Annotated in this window: 18 protein-coding genes; 17 read left to right on the top strand and 1 reads right to left on the bottom strand. The window is 44.3% G+C overall.

The window, feature by feature from the left end; all coding sequences use genetic code 11:
• Positions 1-331: 331 nt before the first annotated feature.
• From ACQKMP_RS05460 to ACQKMP_RS05435, 6 genes are all read left to right on the top strand, one after another.
• Complete coding sequence (locus tag ACQKMP_RS05460) at positions 332-1,444, top strand: citrate/2-methylcitrate synthase (protein WP_042186527.1); 1,113 nt, start codon at positions 332-334, stop codon at positions 1,442-1,444.
• A gap of 251 nt (positions 1,445-1,695) precedes the next feature.
• Positions 1,696-2,991: an NADP-dependent isocitrate dehydrogenase gene (gene icd, locus ACQKMP_RS05455; RefSeq protein ID WP_427468972.1), complete on the top strand. Its 1,296-nt coding sequence runs from the start codon at positions 1,696-1,698 to the stop codon at positions 2,989-2,991.
• A 62-nt stretch (positions 2,992-3,053) separates the two neighbouring features.
• On the top strand, positions 3,054-3,995 hold the full coding sequence (gene mdh, locus ACQKMP_RS05450) for a malate dehydrogenase (protein WP_042186530.1): 942 nt from the start codon (positions 3,054-3,056) through the stop codon (positions 3,993-3,995).
• 173 nt (positions 3,996-4,168) lie between these two features.
• Positions 4,169-4,597: a hypothetical protein gene (locus tag ACQKMP_RS05445; RefSeq protein WP_427468971.1), complete on the top strand. Its 429-nt coding sequence runs from the start codon at positions 4,169-4,171 to the stop codon at positions 4,595-4,597.
• A 190-nt stretch (positions 4,598-4,787) separates the two neighbouring features.
• Positions 4,788-7,013 (top strand): S-layer homology domain-containing protein, encoded by a 2,226-nt coding sequence (locus ACQKMP_RS05440; protein WP_427468970.1) that lies wholly within the window; start codon positions 4,788-4,790, stop codon positions 7,011-7,013.
• A gap of 230 nt (positions 7,014-7,243) precedes the next feature.
• A complete protein-coding gene (locus ACQKMP_RS05435; protein ID WP_042186532.1) occupies positions 7,244-8,113 on the top strand; it encodes an SDR family oxidoreductase in 870 nt (289 codons plus the stop codon).
• 88 nt (positions 8,114-8,201) lie between these two features.
• On the opposite strand, the gene yfbR is transcribed toward ACQKMP_RS05435, so the two are convergent.
• Positions 8,202-8,807, bottom strand: a complete 606-nt coding sequence (gene yfbR / locus ACQKMP_RS05430; protein ID WP_427468969.1) for a 5'-deoxynucleotidase — start codon at positions 8,805-8,807, stop codon at positions 8,202-8,204.
• 102 nt (positions 8,808-8,909) lie between these two features.
• Between yfbR and ACQKMP_RS05425 the strand changes: the two genes are divergently transcribed.
• From ACQKMP_RS05425 to ACQKMP_RS05375, 11 genes are all read left to right on the top strand, one after another.
• Positions 8,910-10,472: a fumarate hydratase gene (locus ACQKMP_RS05425; protein WP_427469214.1), complete on the top strand. Its 1,563-nt coding sequence runs from the start codon at positions 8,910-8,912 to the stop codon at positions 10,470-10,472.
• Between the two features lie 195 nt (positions 10,473-10,667).
• Positions 10,668-11,054 (top strand): VOC family protein, encoded by a 387-nt coding sequence (locus tag ACQKMP_RS05420; protein WP_339269977.1) that lies wholly within the window; start codon positions 10,668-10,670, stop codon positions 11,052-11,054.
• Positions 11,055-11,234: 180 nt separating this feature from the next.
• Positions 11,235-13,031 (top strand): two-component system histidine kinase PnpS, encoded by a 1,797-nt coding sequence (gene pnpS, locus ACQKMP_RS05415; RefSeq protein WP_427468968.1) that lies wholly within the window; start codon positions 11,235-11,237, stop codon positions 13,029-13,031.
• Between the two features lie 109 nt (positions 13,032-13,140).
• A complete protein-coding gene (locus ACQKMP_RS05410) occupies positions 13,141-13,869 on the top strand; it encodes a response regulator transcription factor (RefSeq protein WP_042125998.1) in 729 nt (242 codons plus the stop codon).
• A gap of 199 nt (positions 13,870-14,068) precedes the next feature.
• Complete coding sequence (pstB, locus tag ACQKMP_RS05405) at positions 14,069-14,824, top strand: phosphate ABC transporter ATP-binding protein PstB (RefSeq protein WP_042186541.1); 756 nt, start codon at positions 14,069-14,071, stop codon at positions 14,822-14,824.
• A 73-nt stretch (positions 14,825-14,897) separates the two neighbouring features.
• Entirely contained in the window at positions 14,898-15,557 is a 660-nt protein-coding gene (gene phoU / locus ACQKMP_RS05400) for a phosphate signaling complex protein PhoU (protein ID WP_042186547.1), read from the top strand.
• Positions 15,558-15,929: 372 nt separating this feature from the next.
• A complete protein-coding gene (polA, locus tag ACQKMP_RS05395) occupies positions 15,930-18,599 on the top strand; it encodes a DNA polymerase I (RefSeq protein ID WP_427468967.1) in 2,670 nt (889 codons plus the stop codon).
• Between the two features lie 52 nt (positions 18,600-18,651).
• Positions 18,652-19,488, top strand: a complete 837-nt coding sequence (mutM, locus tag ACQKMP_RS05390; protein ID WP_042186551.1) for a DNA-formamidopyrimidine glycosylase — start codon at positions 18,652-18,654, stop codon at positions 19,486-19,488.
• A 127-nt stretch (positions 19,489-19,615) separates the two neighbouring features.
• The gene (locus tag ACQKMP_RS05385) at positions 19,616-20,362 is read left to right on the top strand and encodes an MntP/YtaF family protein (RefSeq protein WP_076283314.1); all 747 of its coding nucleotides are present in this window, start codon (positions 19,616-19,618) and stop codon (positions 20,360-20,362) included.
• Between the two features lie 9 nt (positions 20,363-20,371).
• Entirely contained in the window at positions 20,372-20,968 is a 597-nt protein-coding gene (gene coaE, locus ACQKMP_RS05380) for a dephospho-CoA kinase (RefSeq protein ID WP_427468966.1), read from the top strand.
• On the top strand, positions 20,965-21,528 hold the full coding sequence (locus ACQKMP_RS05375) for a lytic transglycosylase domain-containing protein (protein ID WP_076283312.1): 564 nt from the start codon (positions 20,965-20,967) through the stop codon (positions 21,526-21,528). The genes coaE and ACQKMP_RS05375 overlap by 4 nt, the downstream gene beginning before the upstream one ends.
• The last annotated feature ends 52 nt before the right edge of the window (positions 21,529-21,580 follow it).

Here is a 21,580-nt window from a genome sequence, read left to right as displayed (position 1 = left end):
TCATAGGATCGATTTAAAGACTAGAATGCGGGATAAATATTAGAATGGGCCGGAATCTGTAAACTGAAATGAAAAAATTGAATCAGAGGATTAGAAGTTTTTTTCTATCTCTCTGATAAAATCATTTGATGCGCTCCAAAGCTTCCACATTGTTCACATAACCGACAAAATCCAGTATGATGAATAAAGATACGAAGCATGTTGGTCATACAGCATTCCTGACGGAAATGTTCTTACACGCACTTATTAGATTTTTTAATGCTTTGAATTGGAAATGTTTTCATGGAACTAAGATTGTTTTTATACCTTGTTGGCAAAGGAGAGATATGCTATGACAGCTACCAAAGGCTTGGAAGGTATCGTTGCAACAACTTCATCCATTAGTTCTATTGTGGATGGTGTACTCACTTACCGCGGTTATGATATTGATGAACTTGCAGAACATGCTACCTTCGAAGAAACAGCTTATTTGTTATGGTTCGGCAGTCTGCCGACGGTGCCAGAGCTGGAAGCGCTCAAGCGGGATCTTAGTGCCTTCGCACAGATTCCTGAACAGGTAATCGAGCAAATGAAGCTCTATCCAAAAGACGCCAACACCATGGCAGCATTGCGGTCGGCTGTATCAAGCCTTGCTCTCTATGATGAAGCGGCTGACGATATGAGCAGAGAAGCGAACGAGATTAAGGCGGTAAAACTGCAGGCACAACTCCCAACAATTGTGGCGGCACTGTCGCGTATTCGCAAGGGGCTTGAACCAGTGGCTCCGAAAGAAGGCGTTTCTATTGCTGAGAACTTCCTGTATATGCTGTGGGGAAAAGAGCCGGACAGCGTATCTGTCAAAGCACTTGATACCGCACTTGTTCTTCATGCGGACCATGAGCTGAATGCTTCAACTTTTGCTGGCCGGGTTACAGTTGCGACATTATCCGATATTTATTCTGGGGTCACCTCCGCTATTGGTGCGCTCAAAGGCCCGCTTCACGGTGGGGCGAATGAAGCAGTTATGAAGATGCTAGAGGAGATCGGAAGTTTGGAAGCGGTTGAACCGTTTATCCGAAAGAAACTGGATAACCGTGAGAAAATCATGGGCTTCGGTCATCGAGTATATAAGAATGGTGATCCACGTGCAAAACATTTGATGAAAATGTCGCTGGAGCTTGGCACGATGAAAAATGACACCACCCTTTACGACATGTCCGTAAATATTGAACAATTGATTACCGGGCAAAAGGGATTAAGACCGAATGTTGATTTCTATTCGGCTTCTGTTTATACACAGCTAGGCATAGATCGTGAACTGTTCACTCCTATTTTTGCAATTAGCCGGACTTCAGGTTGGACTGCGCATATTCTGGAGCAATATACAGATAACCGCATTATTCGTCCACGTGCAGAATACACGGGTATGGTTGAACAGAAATACGTTCCAGTAGACGAAAGATAGAAGAGCAGCCTTGCGGGCTGCTCCTAAAGTTTAGTAGAATGAACTCTAGCAATAGTGTTTTAAATTTTTGATTTTAATGATGATGAGAGTTTTGTTCAAATATAAGAAAGTATAAGTTTCACACGATACTTTATGTCTTATATTTCTCGCTTAAACACTTACCGTCCTTATAAGGACGCCGAAGGCGTTTATGCTTGGATGCTTGTCAATGCTATTTAAATCCCACAAAACTTTAGGAGGAATACACTCAAATGTTGAAACTAGAAAAATTCGATCTACCTACAGAAGGCGAACAAATCACGATTAAAGAAGGAAAACTACAAGTTCCGAATAATCCAATCATTCCTTTTATCGAGGGTGACGGCACAGGCCGTGATATTTGGAAAGCTTCCAAGCGCGTACTTGATGCAGCAGTAACTAAAGCTTATGGTGGCACTAAGCAAATCGCTTGGTACGAAGTATTTGCTGGCGAAAAAGCTTTCAATACATATGGTGAATGGTTGCCAAATGATACGTTGGAAGCAATCCGCGAATATTTTGTGGCGATCAAGGGACCACTTACTACTCCAATCGGAGGCGGTATTCGTTCATTGAATGTAGCTTTGCGTCAAGAATTGGATTTGTATGTATGTCTGCGTCCAGTTCGTTATTTCCAAGGTGTTCCTTCTCCTGTTAAACGTCCTGAGCTGGTGGATATGGTTATTTTCCGTGAGAATACAGAGGATATCTATGCAGGGATTGAATATCAAGAAGGCTCTGCTGAAGTGAAGAAAGTCATCGAATTCCTGCAAAAAGAAATGGGAGTTAACAAAATCCGTTTCCCTGAAACTTCTGGTATTGGTATCAAACCGGTATCCTCCGAAGGTTCGAAGCGCTTGGTGCGCGCTGCAATTGAATATGCGATCAAGCACGGACGTAAGAACGTAACGCTTGTTCATAAAGGAAACATCATGAAGTTCACTGAAGGTGCCTTCAAAAACTGGGGTTATGAAGTAGCTGAGCAAGAGTTCGGAGATAAGGTCTTCACTTGGAGTCAATATGATGTGATTAAGGAACGTGACGGTGAGGCTGCCGCTAATGCTGCTCAGAAGGATGCTGAAGCTGCTGGCAAAATCATTATCAAGGATGCAATTGCGGATATCGCGCTGCAACAAGTTCTGACTCGTCCAACTGATTTCGATGTTATTGCTACGTTGAACCTGAACGGGGATTACCTGTCCGACGCACTGGCTGCACAAATCGGCGGCATCGGCATCGCTCCTGGAGCGAACATTAACTACATTACTGGCCACGCCATCTTTGAAGCTACCCATGGTACAGCTCCTAAATATGCAGACAAAGACGTTGTGAATCCTGGTTCTGTTATTCTGTCCGGCGTAATGCTCTTAGAGCACTTGGGCTGGCAGGAAGCAGCGGACCTGATTTATAAAGGTATGGAAACTGCTATCAACAATAAGACCGTGACTTATGACTTTGCCCGCCTGATGGAAGGTGCAACTGAGCTGAAATGCTCCGCATTTGCAGACGAAATTATTAACCACCTATAGGTTAGATTAGCCTTAGCCAGATAACATTAGCCTTACCTTTATCATTTCTAGGAGGCGAATCTGTGGCGATCAAGCGTTATAAAATTACAGTGGTAGGCGCCGGTTTTACCGGCGCTACTACAGCTCTTATGTTAGCTCAAAAGGAACTTGGAGACGTTGTGCTGCTCGATATTCCACAAATGGAGAACCCAACCAAGGGTAAGGCGCTTGACATGCAAGAAGCAGGTCCTGTGCAGAGATTCGACAGTCATATTATTGGAACCTCAAGTTATGAAGATGCTGTAGATTCTGATATTGTAATTATCACTGCAGGGATTGCCCGTAAACCTGGGATGAGCCGCGACGATCTTGTGAATATCAATGCAGGGATTGTAAAGTCGGTATGCGAGAACGTAAGAGATGTAGCACCGGAATCCATCGTAATTATTTTGAGTAATCCGGTAGATGCGATGACTTATGCTGCATTTGAAGCGTTAGGCTTTCCGAAAAACCGCGTAATTGGACAATCCGGTGTGCTGGATACAGCGCGTTACTGCACTTTTATTGCACAAGAGCTGAACGTATCCGTTGAAGATGTACGTGGTTTCGTAATAGGCGGACACGGCAATGATATGGTACCGCTCGTTCGTTATTCTAGTGTTGGAGGCATTCCAATCGATACATTGATTCCTACGGATCGTATTGAGGAGATTGTGAAGCGTACACGTGTGGGTGGCGGGGAAATCGTTGACCTTTTAGGAAATGGTAGTGCGTATTATGCTCCTGCAGCCTCTTTAGTTCAGATGACGGAAGCGATCTTGAAGGATAAGAAACGGATCATTCCGGTTATTGCCTTGCTTGAAGGCGAATATGGTTATGACAATCTGTTTCTGGGCGTTCCAGCTCTTCTTGGTGCGAATGGGATTGAGAAGATCTTTGAACTGGAGCTTACGGCTGAGGAGAAAGCGGCTTTAGATAAGTCCGCAGAGTCCGTACGTAGTGTAACAGCAATATTATCTGTGTAGATTGTGTCAGATGAAAGGGGAGGGTCCCGAAGGCCGTGAAATGGCTTAAGGGCGCTCTCTTTTTTTATATCAACAACTTCAAAGAATGGACACCTATGTTGCTTTTCTTATTCTAATATTATGGGTATAATTATATGTAACTATTATCACAGTTAAATTGGAGGAGATATGCTATGGATTGGAACGTTTTGTTTTTCTTACATATGATCGGGACGCTGTCACTAGGATTTTACCTTGTACTGCCTTTCATCATCGGTCGTGCTGAAAAATTGTCGCCTGCAGCAAAAGAAGGTACGTTAAGTGCAGTTACTGGATTTAACCGCTTTGCACAGTACGGTTTAGTGATTCAACTACTTACAGGTGGTTACATGATGACCAAGGGTGATTATTCTGTAGCATGGATGATCATTATCGTTGTATTGTTGCTAGCAATGTTTGCGCTTGGTGGTATTATGAGCAAGCCTCTGCGTCTTGCTGCTGCTGGAATTCGTGAGAACCGTGATGTCAAAGCAGAAACAGGCAAATTGCGTACGCTTAGTGCGCTGCTGTCCGTGTCATTGCTGCTGATGGTATTCTTCATGGTATTTAACGATATTATTTAATCTGTAGCACTATGAGCCCGCTTCCGTAATGGAGAGCGGGTTTTTTTGTGTGTTGAGAATATTACAGTAGTTATTTCTTAGAGAAAAAGACGTTTTCAATTACGTAGTAATAGAGTAATATGAAAATGTTTATGTGATTGGTTTAAAATTACAATTATTTTATTATCTGAGGGATTACGGGGGAGTTTGGATGGGTGTGAAGTTAAGAAGGATTGTGAGTGTAAGCTTGGGTCTCAGTTTAGTATTTAGTTCGTTGGGTTCCGTATCCGCAGCAGCAGATAGCTCGGTTAAAGACTATGAGGGTCACTGGGCGCAGCAGCAGATCGAAAGCTGGTTAGAGAAGGGCTGGTTAAAAGGATTTGAAGATGGATCGGTAAAGCCTAATCAAAGCATTTCGAGAGCTGAATTTGTGGCCCTTGTGAATCGTTTCTTTGAGATCACAAAGAGTCAAGCAGCAAAATTTACTGACTTGCCTGCAACCGGCTGGGTGTATGAGGAATTCTCCAAGGCAGTTACGCAAGGTTACATAAAGGGTTATGGTGATAAGGTTCGCCCAAATGATCCTGTTACCCGCCAGGAGGTTGCGGTAATAATCAGTAAGCTGCTGAAATTGGAAGATCCAGACCCTGTAGTATTGGATCAATTCAAAGATCGGTACCAAATAGCGTCATGGAGTGAGAGCAAGGTAGCGGGAATGGTGAATCTAGGAGCAATGAAAGGATATCCTAACGGGAATTTTGCTCCATTGCAAGCTATGACCCGGGCTGAAGCAGTAGCTATATTGGAATCCTTGAATACACCAATAGGTGCTGGATTTCATATCACGCAGTCAGGAGTTTTTGGCAGCAAAGACCCTGCTCACCTAACGGGTTATGAGAGTGTAACAGTGAGTACTTATGGGGTTAACCTTCAGAACGCTGTTATATACGGGGATTTGCTTTTGGATGAAGGCATTGGAGAAGGTGAAGTATCACTAGATAATGTAACTGTAAAAGGAAAAGTCTTTGTTAAGGGTGGAGGTGTTGATTCTATACACTTCAAGAATTCTATCATAGAGCAAGTAGTCGTTCAGAGAAAAGGCGGAGTTGTTCGTCTTGTAACTGAAGGAGCAACCCGAATCAAGAGTATATTTGTACAGACTGGAGCAATTCTTAATCTAGGCCAAGGTACTACTGTGAGTAAGGTTATTCTGGATGCACTCACAAAGGTAACTGGACAAGGTCAGCTATTATCTGCAACAGTGAACGATGGGGCTAAAGGGTCTTCGTTTGAGAAAAAGCCCGATCTGTTAGAGGGATCTCAGAAGGATTCCATCACTATGCCTACTCCCACCGTTACACCTACTGTAGGAGCGGCTACTGGCAGTTCGAGCGGTGGTGGAGGCGGTAGTGGCGGGGAAACACCAACAATCACACCAACACCAACACCAACACCAACACCAACACCAACACCAACACCAACACCAACACCAACACCAACGCCAACACCTGCGGTGAATGTTCCCGAAGTGAACGGCATAACTTTAGTACAGGAGGCTGTATATAAATATACGAATGCAGCTACAATTACAATTAAGATGACTGGATTATCACACGAAATATTTAGCAAAACTAATCACGCAGAGTATTATTTCACTACCGTTCCTGAAGAAGCATTAGATTGGGAAAAAGAACGTGAGAGCTTCCCTGTATCTCCTTTAATTAGTTTTCCAATCTACTCAGAGCATGTTAAGGATTACATGACGATAATTTTATTTGATAAGAATGGTGCACCCATTGGCTTTAAGACAATAAAATTGGATCTTAATGTGAAATATACTACTCTTGATATGTCAATGGTAACTAAATATAGTGAAGGTGTAAACATTACAGGAGCGAGCAATTCGCAATACATTCAAAATAGCATCTCGATAGCTGGTGCATTTGTTCAGCAACATCCTGAAGTGAAGTACTTTACTACAACCCCAAATACAGCATTCTATATGTTGGACCCTACTAAGGATTTTAATGTAGAACATATTTCATCTACGGTAGCGTATCTTAATGAGGTTTCTAAAAGTTATAGCGCTGTTGAGTATTCGTATGAAAGTTTTGATTACGATGAATCACCATTTTATACTCAACCGAATTTTGAAGAGGAATATATGGTTCTTCTATATGACTCGGAGTTAAAGGTGTTGGGTTACTATCAGGAAAAGACTAACTTAACCGACCAACAGAAAGCAAATAATGTGGGTTTTAAGATTGGCAAGCTTCCTGCTGTAGATTTGTTAGTATTGAATGATGAGGCAGCAGTAAACTGGGTGTATGACAGATATATCAAGCTAACCGACGATCAAAAGAATCTGATTGCGGGAGATTTTATAACTAAAATTGTAGAGCTTAAGGCAAAATTGCTTCTTCTGAAGCAAAGCTAAATTTCATTAAACGATAAGGACTGTTCCACATCGCCATTTCATGGCTTAGGGGACAGTCCTTATTTGCGTTCAAATGAACTTCAGGGTGTTTGATTCTCTCAGCCATGTGGTAAGTAACTTTTCATACAGCAATTTAAAAAAATGATAAAGCCGGCGTATAAACGTATACGCTTGAGCCATCCTAAGACGATCAGTTAACTATCAATTACTTAACGAGAGGAGCTAGGATTATGTCAAACGACAAGCAAGCTACGAAAACCTTACCCCCGCAAGAACAGCATCATCAACCAGGAATTGAGAGCGAAATGAAGCCGTTGCCGAAATATGAGCCGGCTAATTATAAGGCGGCAGGTAAATTGCAGGGCAAGGCGGCACTTATTACTGGAGGAGACAGCGGGATCGGACGGGCAGTGGCTGTTCTTTTTGCAAAAGAAGGCGCCGATGTAGTTATTTCATATCTGAATGAACACTCTGATGCAGAGGAAACGAAACGCCAGGTGGAGCAGGAAGGTCGCAAATGCATTCTGATTCCAGGAGATATTGGTGTGGAAACCTTCTGTAAAGATCTCATTAAACAGACGGTAGAGGGCCTCGGGAAACTGGATATTCTCATCAATAACGCGGCGGAGCAACATCCACAAGCTAAGATCGAGGATATTACGTCCGAGCAGCTAGAGCGTACATTCCGTACGAATATTTTTGCAATGTTTTATTTGACCAAAGCGGCTATGCCTCATCTAAAAGCAGGATCAGCTATCATTAATACGACTTCGATTACCGCTTATCGTGGTAGTCCACAATTACTGGACTATTCGTCAACGAAAGGAGCCATTCTGAGCTTCACGCGTTCCTTATCTACGAATCTGGCAGAGAAAGGCATTCGGGTAAATGGCGTTGCTCCGGGTCCAATTTGGACACCGCTTATTCCATCTACTTTTGATGCAAAACAGGTTAGTGAGTTCGGCGGTACGCAGCCTATGAAGCGACCGGGACAACCGGAGGAGCTGGCCCCAGCTTATGTATATCTAGCCTCCGACGATTCGAGTTATGTGACCGGACAAGTTATTCATGTAAATGGTGGCGAGGTCGTAAACGGGTAGACGCTCAGCCAACCAAACCTAGATACTTATTTAAAAAGCTCTAATTCAGGGTTAGCCGAATTAGAGCTTTTTGTATTGATCTTGGGATTTAGTTTCCAGCAGACAGCTCATCGAGCGACATTTCAAAGCTCGGAGCCATATGAGTGAGGAAATAATCTACTTCCTGTAAGCCGAGTCCGCGTAGCTTCGCACCTGTCTGCTCTTTCGCCGCTGCGAATTCACGGTTGCCCGCAGCAACCTCCCAGACACACTTTAGGTAAGCATCCAGTCGATCGGCTGCCTTAACGTAGCTGTGCAGGAGAACGTCCTCTGAATCGGGAGAACTGTCTTCTGGCTGCATGAGCTGCGTGTAAATGCCCTGAAGCTCGGGAGGAATCATAGCGGTCAAGCGTTCCGCAGCAATTCTTTCCATTTCGCGGAAGCTGGTAAGTAGCCGAGGATTATTGTATTTCACAGGTGTGGCGATGTCACCCGTGAACACTTCGCTGGCATCATGGAACAGGGCCATAGTTGCTGCTCTTTCAGCGTTTAATGAACGTCCATAATGAATATTACCAATGGAACAGAGCATATGTGTGAGCAGAGCTACATGGAAAGAATGCTCGGCAACGTTCTCAGGTGCGGTGCTTCGCATTAGGCTCCAGCGCTGAATATATTGAAGCCGATATAAATAGGCGGAAAAATGGTAGTTCAATTTTAAAGTAACCCCTTTCATGAGCTGCTAGGTATGATATTATTATACTAATTGTATCAGACTTTTGATAATCTGGATCTGCTGAGAGGAGCTTGAATGAATATGCAGCATTTTGAAGACAGCATTTATAATCTAATTGTTGAAACGTCCACGAACTTGCCGGGTGATGTACGCCGGGCGGTCGCCAAGGGTCGCGCACTAGAGGACAGAGCTACCCGGTCAGGTCTTGCGTTAACTACGATTGCTCAAAATATCGGAATGGCTGAGCAGCAAGTATCACCGATCTGTCAGGATACGGGAATGCCTACATTTATCATTCACACACCTGTGGGAATCAATCAGATTGAGATGGAAAAAGATATTCACAACGCCATTGTACGGGCGACCAAGAATGGTAAGCTTCGTCCAAATTCTGTAGATTCATTGACAGGTGAGAACAGCGGAGATAATTTGGGAGCAGGTACACCGGTCATTCATTTTGAACAATGGGAAGAGGAAAAAATAGATGTCAGACTGATTCTGAAGGGTGGCGGCTGCGAGAATAAGAATATTCAATACAGCCTTCCAGCAGAATTAGAAGGATTGGGCAAGGCAGGCCGTGATCTGGACGGAATTCGTAAATGTATTTTACATGCTGTTTATCAGGCACAAGGGCAAGGCTGTAGCGCTGGTTTTATTGGTGTTGGTATCGGCGGCGACCGCACAACTGGCTATGAGCTGGCTAAGAAGCAGCTGTTCCGCAAAGTGGAGGATGTTAATCCAATAGAGGATCTCAGCAAACTGGAAGACTACATCATGGAGAATGCCAATAAGTTGGGTATTGGAACGATGGGCTTTGGTGGGGAAGTTTCGCTGCTTGGTTGTAAGGTCGGCGTTATGAATCGTTTACCAGCCAGCTTTTTCGTATCTGTTGCCTACAACTGTTGGGCTTTCCGTCGCCAAGGTGTGCTGGTTGATCCGTCAACAGGCAATATAGAGGACTGGTTGTACGAGAGTGGTACAGGGATTTCGGTTGATGATGGACGGGACCAGGCGTCGGAAACGGAAGTGGCGGATGCAGGTGAAGACAATGCAGCTACTGGATCTCGCGAAGTCCATCTGACTACACCGATTAGTGAAGAGGATATCCGTAGTTTACGAGTTGGGGATGTAGTGATTTTATCCGGTGAAATGCATACGGGCCGCGACGCACTTCATAAATATCTAATGGATCATGAGGCTCCGGTGGATTTGAACGGTGCAGTTATCTATCACTGTGGTCCTGTAATGATGAAGGACGAGGAAGGCTGGCATGTTAAAGCAGCGGGTCCGACTACTAGTATCCGTGAAGAGCCCTATCAAGGCGATATTATCAAAAAATTTGGAATTCGTGCCGTCATCGGAAAAGGTGGAATGGGTCCTAAAACGTTAAAAGCTCTTCAGGAGCACGGGGGCGTATATCTCAATGCGATTGGTGGCGCTGCACAGTATTACGCGGAATGCATCAAGAAGGTAAATGCTGTTGATTTTATGGAATTTGGCATTCCTGAAGCAATGTGGCATTTGGATGTGGATGGTTTTGCTGCTATTGTAACGATGGATGCCCATGGCAACAGTCTGCACGCAGATGTAGAGAAAGATTCCGCAGCAAAATTAACTCAGTTTAAAGAACCTGTATTTAAATAAGTCGGGTACAGTCCGGTGAAATAGTCATAAAGTGGGGACATCCGCTGCTATGGCTTTTTCTCCGGTTTTATCAAAAATATAAGAATTTATATGTTCCAAGCTATAATTTATCCTTATATTCCTCGTATAATCACTTAGCGTCCATATAGATAGGGACGTCGAAGGTGTTTATGCTTGTCTAAAGGAGGTTTACGAATGGTACCACATTATATTAGAAATGGTCTTCTTAACGTTACTCCGTATTTTATCGTGGCTGGTGCAGATCAATTGATTGATTTTGTTGTGAACTGCTTTGATGCAAGAATTAATGATATGCTGCGGAATGATGAAGGCAAGATTAGACATGCAGAACTTAGAATAGGAGATTCGATCATCGAGGTCTCCGAAGCTAATGAGAAATATTCACCAGTACAGCTCGCTATTCATCTATATGTAAGAAATGTGGATGAGACCTTTCGTAAGTGCTTGGATGCCGGGGCATCCATCATTGAAGAACCATTGGATAAGCCTTATGGAGAAAGAGGAGCGGGTATTAGAGATGCTCAGGGCAATCAGTGGTTTCTTGCAACCTGTATAGAATGAAATCATGATATTTTACAAAAGTAATACAAAGTAACAGTCCAGAGATAATCAACTTGGGCTGTTATTTTTATATAATCTATTATAGTAGGGATTTATGTCACGAAAATAGTAGCACTGGTTTTTTGATGAAAATGAAGTTAGGATAAAAGATACAATGAAAAAGGGAGAGGCACACTTCAGATGAAACCGTTTCGCGCTCGTCTTACGTTTATACTTATGGCCTTAATCGGTATTTCCATGATTGGCACTGGATTTACGATGGCTCATCTGTTTAAGAGCTCCCATATAGCTGCTCTCGAAGAGAACATGTCCCGGGAAATAAATTTACTCGCAGGCACATTGGAATTTGTAGATATGAACGCCACCAATGCCATTCCGTATTACACGGAGCAGGCAGAGCATGTCGCCGAGCTTCTAGATTCCCGGATTACTTTTATCAGTAAGTCAGGTGAAGTTTTAGGGGATTCAGAGAAAAATCCTCTGGAGATGGACAATCACGCCAATCGTGAAGAGGAGATTGTTGCGGCTAAAGAGGGGACTGGACGAGCCATTCGTTACAGCGAAACTTTAGATCGCGAGATGTTATATGTAGCTGAGCGGGTGACCTCAGATCATGGTTTTGACGGTTACATTCGGGTCTCGATGGGACTGGATGCAGTAACGGAAGGGCTTAACCGTGCTTGGATGATTATGGCTGGGGGGTTAGTTGTTTTGTTCCTGGCAGCAACTATTGTCAGCTACAAAGTGGCATCGAGCATGACTTCACCGCTTGAACAAATCACGAGAGTCGCGCGGCGTATTACAGATCTTGATTATGATGCAAGAGTCCATTTGAAGCGTAAAGATGAGGTCGGGCAGCTGGCGACAGCGATAAATGCCATGGCTGACAGTCTTCAAGCTCAGCTTAAGACCATTCGTGATAATGAGGATCTGCTGCAAAGCGTACTGGACAATATGACTGGCGGCATCATAATGATCAATGCCGACGAAGAAATTGCCCTGCTGAACCGAGCCTCAGAGCGGATGCTGGATGTTAGCAACAGTGAAATGGCGGGTCATTCGTACAAGGAGCTAAAGCGTCATTATGAGTTAACACGTCTGCTTGAAGAAGGGGTATCGAATAAAGAACCGCTCCATGAAGAACGAAGTATTTACAATCCGAGAGAGCGGATTGTACGTATGGACGCAGTACCTATGATCCAGGACGGGACGTATAGAGGCATGCTCTTCCTGCTGCAGGAAGTAACAGAGATTCGTCGCCTGGAGCGGATGCGAAGTGAATTTGTCGCTAACGTATCCCATGAATTGAAGACGCCGGTTGCCGCTGTTAAAGGATTTGCCGAGACCTTGCTGGGTGGTGGGGTTAAGGATGAGAAGACAGCCCGTTCCTTCTTGCAAATTATTTATGATGAGAACGAACGCTTAAATCGATTGATTGGAGATATTCTGGAATTATCTAAAATCGAATCTAAACGTGTGCAGCTCGATTGCTCACCTGTTCATATCATTGAATTCTTTGATTCCGTGCTGGGAACCATTAGCAAAGTGGCTGAGAAGAAAAGTATTAGTCTTAACGTAGAGGTTCCTGAGGAGCTGTTCATTGAGGCCGATGAAGATAAACTACGTCAAATTTTTATGAATTTGCTCTCCAATGCGATTAATTACACGCATGAAGGGGGTAGCGTAAAAGTCTATGTTAAGAATATACTGAAGCCAGATGGTTCTGAGAATGTCCAATTTACCGTTACCGATACAGGGATGGGAATTCCCAAAAAGGATCTGCCGCGCATTTTCGAACGTTTTTATCGAGTGGATAAAGCAAGATCAAGAAGTTCCGGTGGAACGGGGCTGGGACTGTCTATTGTGAAGCACTTAATAGATCTGCACCATGGTGTGATTTCGGTTAAAAGTGATCTGGGGATCGGAAGTTCATTTATTATTGAGTTGCCGCTCTTGCAGGAAGAAAAGGCGGATTAGATTTTTGTAAATTCACCTTATTGATTTTACACCAAGTTAACATTGTGGTGATATGATTGTTTTGTTGTTGCTTTGTAAAAATCAAACTATATGGAAGACGGGGGAACCTATGGCTCAACGATTGCTTGTCATTGAAGACGAACCGACACTGGCCCGGCTGCTGTCCTATAACTTAACGCAGGAAGGTTACGAGGTAACAGTAGAGGATCATGGTACGGCAGGATATGATCGTGCGACGAGGGAACCTTTTGACTTGATCGTATTAGATCTGATGTTGCCAGGTATGAATGGCATTGACATCCTTGATAAATTGCGTGGACAAGGTATCCGTACACCTATTATTGTGTTGACCGCCAAAAATGCGGAAGAAGATGTTGTTAGAGGGCTGAAATCAGGTGCTGATGATTATATAACCAAACCATTCGGCGTCTCTGAACTGCTCGCTAGAGTAAGTGCTGTACTTCGGAGGATTTCTGGACTTGCTGAGGAAGCACCTACAGAAACACCTATCTCTGCTTCTACCATTATCTTAGGTCAATTAGAGATTTACCCTGAGAGATATGAAGTCTCCCTCGGTGGTCATAGTATTAACTTGCGGCCTAAAGAGTTCGAAGTGCTATTATATTTGGCTCGTAAGCCAGGGGTTGTGTTGACGAGAGATGATCTCATGAATGCTGTATGGGGCTTTGATTATATTGGTGGGCAGCGTACGGTGGACGTGCATGTGAGTTCACTTCGTAAAAAGCTTGAGCTGGATCCAGAATCCGTTCATATCGATTCGATTCGAGGCGTAGGCTATAAATTAGTGGTTAATAAAAAAAGAGCTCCGGTCATTTAGAGTGACTGGAGTTCTATTTTTTCTATACTTTTCATAAATAAGAAATGTTCGGAGTACTAGTTGGCTTCTGGGGAAATACTGTGATGTGGACCCATTCATCTCACTGATTTTACATTGCGTTAACATTTCTCTCCAACTGTATTTACACTAAAAGCTTATCATGGAGATCGAAGATGATGAGAAGGAGACGTAAACACTAATGAAATCCATCATTGACATAGAGAATCTTGATCTCTACTATGAGTCGTTCCACGCACTGAAGAATGTGAATCTGCAAATCCCGGAGAAACAGGTTACCGCTTTTATTGGACCTTCCGGTTGCGGGAAATCCACGTTGCTTCGCACATTGAATCGTATGAATGATATGATTCCTGGCACACGTATAGAAGGAACTGTAAACATCGGTGGCAAAAATATTTATAGTGATGAGGTAGAGGTGGAAAGCCTGCGTAAGCAGGTCGGTATGGTGTTTCAACAGCCGAATCCTTTTCCTAAGTCGATTTACGACAATGTAGCTTACGGTCCCCGTTTACACGGCATCCGTTCCAAAAGTGAACTGGATGAGATCGTAGAAAAAAGCTTGCGTCACTCCGCCCTATGGGAGGAAGTGAAAGATTTTCTGAAGAAATCTGCCCTTAGCTTGTCTGGTGGACAGCAGCAGCGGCTTTGTATTGCTAGAGCGTTAGCGGTACAGCCGGATATTCTGCTAATGGATGAGGCAACCTCTGCGCTCGACCCTGTATCCACTCTCAAGATAGAAGAGCTTGTTCAGGAATTAAGAAGTGAGTATACCATTGTTATGGTAACTCATAACATGCATCAGGCCGCACGTGTATCCGGTCGAACCGTGTTTTTCTTAAATGGTGTAATTGTAGAGGCGGCGGACACAGAGGTGCTTTTCTCGAACCCTAAAGATTCCCGCACTGAAGATTATATTTCCGGACGTTTCGGCTGATCAGATTTAAAAGGGTGTTCGTCCCTGGAAATGGCAAGCTGACCATACGTTAATGAGGAGGATCGCTCTTATTATGATTCGCAGAAAAGAATTTGATAAAGACTTGGAAGAGCTGCGCAGTCTGCTGCAGCAGATGGGTGAGCATGTTAAGGATGCTCTTGAAGGTGCAATTAATGCATTACAAAATCTAGATACAACGCTCGCACAGGAAGTCGTTGAAGCGGATTTACAGCTGAATGCCATGGAAGATAAAATCATGGAAATTGGCTCACGCTTAATTATTACGCAGCAGCCCGTAGCTAAGGATTTGCGCCGCATTATAGTTGCCTTCAAAATATCAAGCGATTTGGAACGCATGGGGGATCTGGCGATTGATGTAGCTAAGGCGACCATGCGTCTTCAAGGCCAACAGCTGATTAAGCCCCTTGTAGACATTCCTCGTATGGCTGAAATCGTGACAATTATGATCGATGAGGCGATCCAGTCTTACCTGGATGAGAACACTGATCTGGCTTATAAAATGGCACAGGATGATGATCAGGTCGATCAATTGTATGGTGCGATGATCAATGAGTTGTATTCTTATATGGTAACAAAGCCGGAGACAGTATCCCAAGCTATGTTATTGACACTGGTAGGCCGTTATATCGAACGGATTGGCGATCACGCTACTAACATTGGTGAAAGCGTAGTTTACCTAGTTACCGGTAGTCGTCCAGATTTGAATGAGTAGTGTTTTGCAAAAGATGTTCAGTGGCTGGTAATTACAGAGAGTGTTTGGACTTTCGGCCGCTGTTGTCTCCAGATTTCTTGATTTTATACCGCTTTTTATGGTTGAAATCCGGAGACAAAGGCGGGCGCTTCGCTCCTACAGTTCCAAACTTCTCCTCCATTACTATCGTACCTTCACATCTTTTGTGTTTTTAGGTAAATGAAAGTAGCCGTCCTTTTATAAGGGCGGCTACTTGTTGTATTACCCCATATTAGCTCTTAATGTTACTAACATTTCAGCTAATCCCATTGTTTAAGTTGGTATAGCCGTTTCTACTTGGACAGGCCATATGTTAAGATGTAAGAAGTAAGCATGAAAAAGGCGAGGTGCACTATGGACAAGTTGATACTTATAGATGGAAATAATATTATTTACCGCGCATTCTTCGCGATGCCTCCGCTAACGAATACAGCAGGGCAACAGACGAACGCGGTGTACGGTTTCACAACGATGCTGCTCCGTTTAATTGAAGAACACAAGCCGACACATATGATTGTTGCCTTCGATGCAGGGAAAGTCACATTTCGGCATGAAGGTTATGAGGATTATAAAGGCGGTCGGCAAAAGACACCTCCCGAGCTCTCCGAGCAGTTTCCACTGCTGAAAGATTTGCTCAGAAATCTGGGTGTACCGCAGTTTGAAATTGGCAATTATGAGGCCGATGATATTATTGGAACCATTTCTCGCCAAGCAGATGAAGCAGGCCGGCAGGTTATGATCGTGTCGGGAGACAAGGATATGCTTCAATTGGCTTCCGAACATACGACCGTTGCGTTGATCCGCAAAGGAGTTACTGAGGTTGAGCTTTATGGACCAGAACAAATTCGTGAGAAATATGATTTAACACCCGAGCAGATCATCGACCTTAAGGGACTGATGGGTGATGCGAGTGATAACATTCCGGGCGTTCCGGGTGTTGGTGAGAAAACAGCGCTCAAGCTGTTGCATCAATTTGGATCGGTTGAAGGTGTATTAGCAGGCACTGGTGAGCTTAAAGGTAAAATGAAAGAAAAGCTGGAAGCTCACGCGGAAGACGCTGTCATGAGTAAGAAACTGGCAACCATCTATCGTGAAGTGCCTCTTGAACATTCGTGGGAAGATATGATCTTTAACGGAATTTCTGCGGATACAGCAGGACCCGCACTCGCAAAATTAGAATTCAAATCACTTCTGGAAAGGTTGTCACTTAGTGCCTATGCTCCAGTAGCTGATGGAGAAGTGGGTGCAGCGGAAGTAGAAGCTGCTACACTCGATATTTCGATCGTGAGTGAAGATGAACTTGAGGCGCTAAATGAAGCGCTCCCTAGTATTTCGGCACTGCATGTAGAATCCAATGGGGATAATCCACATCGTGCCGAGGTGATCGGGGTAGGGCTATCTACTCTGGAGCGACATTATTATGTGCCGTTTGAATTACTACAGAAACCAGCGGCTGCGAAGCTACGCGACTGGTTAGGAGATGAGAAGGCTCCGAAGAGCGGATATGATCTTCACCGTGCTGATTTGGCACTGCATTGGCAGGGGATTGCTTTTGCAGGTGCAGCCCATGATGTGCAGCTGGCGGCTTATTTGCTGGATCCGACGGAAGCTAATCAGAACCTAAACGATCTCGCTACGAAATACGGCTTGCCAAGATTGTCACCTGATGAAGATGTATTTGGTAAAGGCGCCAAATATAAGATTCCTGAGCTTGAAATCTTAGGAAATCATGTCGCACGTAAGAGTGCTGCGGTACTTGGCATCGCCCAGAAACAACAGCAGGAATTGATCGAAACGGCGATGACCGGACTGTTCGAGGATCTCGAAATGCCATTATCACGTATTCTTGCGGATATGGAGAAACAGGGGATTGCAGTCAACGAAGGGGATCTTAAAGAATTAGGAAAAGAATTCGAAGCTCAGATTTCAAAGCTGGTCACCGAAATTTATGAAATTTGTGGCACAGAGTTTAATTTGAATTCACCTAAGCAGTTGGGCGAGATCTTATTTGTAAAACTGGGTCTTCCTGTCGTCAAGAAGACGAAGACCGGATATTCAACAGACGCAGAGGTGCTGGAAAAGTTAGCACCGTATCACGATGTGGTACGTTTGATTCTACAATATCGCACGATTGCCAAATTGCAATCCACCTATGTAGAGGGGCTGCTCAAGGAAATTTCCCCGAAAACAGGGAAGGTGCATACATTCTATCGGCAGACGATTGCTGCGACAGGACGGCTTAGCAGCCAATTTCCGAACCTGCAGAACATTCCAATCCGCTTAGAAGAAGGACGTAAAATCCGTAAAGTGTTTGTTCCATCCGAACCGGGCTGGTCCATTCTGGCGGCGGACTATTCGCAGATTGAACTACGGGTACTTGCGCACATCTCCGGTGATGAGCGGATGAAGGAAGCTTTTCTCCATGATATGGATATTCACACGAAGACAGCGATGGATGTATTTGGAGTTACCGCCGATCAGGTTGATAGCAATATGCGTCGTGCTGCTAAAGCCGTTAACTTTGGTATCGTGTACGGAATCAGTGATTATGGTCTGTCGCAGAACTTGAATATTCCTCGCAAAGAAGCCGCTCAATTTATTGAGCAGTATTTCGAGGTATACCAAGGTGTACGTCGATATATGGATGATATTGTAGTTGATGCAAGGAAACATGGTTATGTAACTACGCTGCTGGAACGCCGTCGTTACTTGCCTGAGATTAATGCGAAGAACTTTAATCTACGTTCTTTTGCGGAACGTACAGCAATGAACACACCTATACAAGGAACTGCCGCTGATATTATTAAGCTGGCGATGGTGCATATGGACAAGGCGCTATTTGAGCGTGGGCTAAAGAGCCGTATGTTGCTTCAGGTACACGATGAGCTTGTATTCGAGGTGCCAGAGGATGAAATGGAGCTCATGAAGACGCTTTTGCCGGAAGTAATGGGTGGAGCATTGCAGTTATCGGTGCCGCTTAAAGCAGAGGTAAGTTTTGGCAGCAACTGGTACGAAGCGAAATAGGCTCCCTTTAAGGTGTGCATATCAGCTATAATGTAGTTGAGGTGAAGACATCATGCCGGAATTACCGGAAGTAGAGACAGTCAAGAGAACACTGAATGATTTAGTTAATGGAAAGCAGATAGAGAGTGTAACCGTCCGGTTGGCCCGGATTATTCAGCGGCCGGATGATATTCAGGCTTTTGCCAACCTGCTCGCAGGTCATAGCATTGTTAATGTTGAACGAAGAGGGAAATTTTTGCGCATCGTGTTAGACGGTCTGGTGCTGGTATCTCATTTACGGATGGAGGGCCGTTACGGACTTTTTTCGAACGAAGATCCACTGGACAAGCATACGCATGTGATATTCCATTTTACCGATGGCACTGAGCTGCGTTACACGGATGTTCGTCAGTTTGGTACAATGCATCTTTTTCAGATTGGTGAAGACCTTCAGCTGCCTCCTCTTAATAAGCTAGGACAGGAGCCGCTGGAGCCATCCTTTACGCCGGAGAGGTTTAAGCAGATTGTATCAGGCAAAAGCACAAAAATTAAATCGCTGCTGCTGAATCAGGAATATATCGTCGGCATAGGTAATATTTATGTAGATGAGTCGTTACATCGTGCAGGAATACATCCTGAAGTCAGCGCCAAAGATCTTTCGGATGAGCAACTTGATCAGCTGCATCACGCTATTGTCAGTACGCTGACGGAAGCGGTAAACGCTGGTGGTTCGTCTGTAAAATCATATGTGAATGGTCAAGGTGAGAGCGGCACTTATCAGCAACAGCTGTTGATTTACGGTCGTAAAGATCAGCCGTGTAACCACTGTGGAACGATGATTGAGAAAACGGTTGTAGGTGGCCGCGGCACGCATTATTGTCCAAGCTGTCAGCGTAAGGTTGAAAACTGAAGAAGTAATTAGGCTGGCACCCACTACTTGTCCCGCCCATATACTGTGTGAAGAATGCTTAATAGAGAACGGAAGCTGAATGAAGTGTATTCTGCAGTGTTCCGGTTCTTCACAGGAGGGATTGCGGGTGCTCAGCCCATTTTTTTCACTAATATTACTAGCTTTTGCTTTGAGTTTGGATGGTTTTGGCGTTGGTATTACATATGGACTGCGTAAAATGAAAATACCATTGCTCTCCATTCTGATTATCTCGCTTTGTTCGGGGGTAGTTATCTGTGTATCTATGCAAGTGGGTGTTCTGCTTGCCAAGGTAGTGTCTCCACATGCAGCTTCTGAGGTTGGCGCTGTTATACTCGTGCTAATGGGGTGCTGGTCGCTCGTCCAGATGTTAATGCAGAAAGAGAAGGAACAGACAGGTGAGCGTAAAGTAGGTAGTGAAGAAAATGTGCTATCCACAGAAGCTCGGGCAGAGGTAGCTGTTGATACTGAAGATGTTGTAGAACAGGTTACCATGGCTCCTGAGCAGGCAAAGTCGGCTGTCTTTTCCCTTGAGTTACGAAGATTGGGGATTGTTGTACAGATCTTACGTACTCCGTCTTCTGCAGATATGGATGATTCCGGGAGTATTTCTTCGATGGAGGCTATGCTGCTCGGGATTGCCCTCTCTCTAGATGCTTTTGGAGCTGGACTTGGCGCAGCATTGCTGGGGTTCAATCCGATATGGACATCACTTACAATTGCTCTGTTTAGTGGTACATTTCTATTGCTGGGCATGAAGACTGGATTAAGATTCGCTGGGAACTACTGGATGAAGCATGCTGCTGCACTACCCGCGTTATTATTAATTACAATGGGAATACTGAAGCTATTATGAGGTGAGTACATGATTATTGGCTTAACCGGAGGCATTGCATCCGGAAAAAGCACGGTGTCCGCACTGCTTGTGAGCAAGGGAGCGAGGCTGGTTGACGCGGATGTGATCGCCAGAGAAGTTATGCTCCCCGGTCATGAGGTGCTGGCTGCGGCTGTGAAACAATTCGGAAGTGAGATCCTCTCTCCGGATGGCACACTGAATAGGGGCAAGCTGGGGGATATTGTATTTCAAGACCCGGCGGCCCTGCAAGCCCTGAACAATCTGACGCATCCCGCAATCCGGCGGGAAATTAAAGAACGTATGAACAGCATGGAGGAAGAAGATCCAAAGAAGTTAACAATTGTGGATATCCCTCTTCTTTTCGAATCAGGACTCGAGAACATGTTCCATGAAATACTGGTGGTCTACGTGCCTCGTGAAGTGCAAATTGCGCGATTAATGGAACGTAACGGACTTTCTTTAGAACAAGCAGAAGCACGCTTAAATGCACAGATGGATATTGAGACGAAGCGAAACAAAGCGGACTATATCATTGACAACAGTGGCGAACTTGCGCACACTGAGCAACAGGTTGCTGTTCTTTGGGACAGGCTGGGCTTATCATGAAATGGTTACGTAAAAAAAGAGTCCTTCTTCTGTTATTCATTGGTTTTACTGCGATATTGTTTCTGAGTACGAACTGGATGTCCTGGTTTTATCCGATCCATTATAAAGATGAGATCCGTAAGCACAGCGTTACGTACGATATTGACCCATTTCTAGTGGCTTCGATTATCCGAGTGGAAACGAACTTCAAAACTGGACGAGAATCCAGAAAAGGTGCTATAGGTTTAATGCAGCTTATGCCGGATACCGCCAAATGGGCCCTTGAAAAGGCCAAGCTTCCTGATGTTTCTATGGAGGAGCTAAAGCATGAACCATCAGCAAATATTGAACTAGGTACCTGGTATCTTTCAACATTATCCCGTCAATTCGAAGGAAAACGTACAGCGGTTATCGCTGCATATAATGCTGGACCGGGTAAAGTTCAAAAATGGCTGGATGAGGGGATCTGGGATGGAACGGATGCTACGATTAAGGATATTCCGTTTGGTGAAACCCGCCATTATGTACAGCGCGTCAACTATTACTATGATCAGTACACGGATATTTACAACGAATTCTAAAACCGTGTTATGTATAAAAAGAAGCATTAAACGATCTTGCGATCGTTTAATA

This window comes from Paenibacillus sp. NPDC101420 (assembly GCF_050277435.1).
Taxonomy (GTDB): domain Bacteria; phylum Bacillota; class Bacilli; order Paenibacillales; family Paenibacillaceae; genus Paenibacillus_AQ.
Note: the sequence above shows the minus strand (reverse complement) of the source record. Positions and strands in the feature narration are given on the sequence as shown.